Below are 385 nucleotides of genomic sequence, written 5' to 3'. Positions count from 1 at the left end.
AATTTGGTTTTGCGTAATGCTGAGTTAGATCTTGAACGGCGCACAATTCGTGCACCGATTAGTGGTGTTATTGGTATTTTACCCATTAATGAGGGCAATGCTGTTACTCCTAATATTATAATAGGCCGTATTGAGAATAGAGAACGCATTTTTGTCGATATATGGGTTCCTGAACGATATGTATCGCGAATACATAAAGGAGATGAAGTGACTGCAACATTAACGGCACAGCCGGATAAAGCTTTTGTTGGTCATATTTATGCGATTGATAATGTTGTTAATACAGAAAGCCGCACACTTCATATTCAAGTTGAAATCAATAATGAAAAAGATACGCTCGTGACAGGTATGTCTTTTTCTGTTGCGTTAAAATTCTATAGTGGTT

The 385-nt window shown here is 37.1% G+C and carries 1 protein-coding gene; it reads left to right on the top strand.

Annotated elements, in window-relative coordinates; all coding sequences use genetic code 11:
* A partial coding sequence (locus J7R05_RS08970; protein WP_208541936.1) for an efflux RND transporter periplasmic adaptor subunit occupies window positions 1-385 on the top strand: 385 nt, incomplete at both ends.

The organism is Bartonella capreoli, assembly GCF_902813205.1.
Classification (GTDB): Bacteria; Pseudomonadota; Alphaproteobacteria; order Rhizobiales; family Rhizobiaceae; genus Bartonella; species Bartonella schoenbuchensis.
The sequence above is the reverse complement of the archived record's forward strand: the minus strand, read 5'-3'. Positions and strand labels throughout refer to the sequence as shown.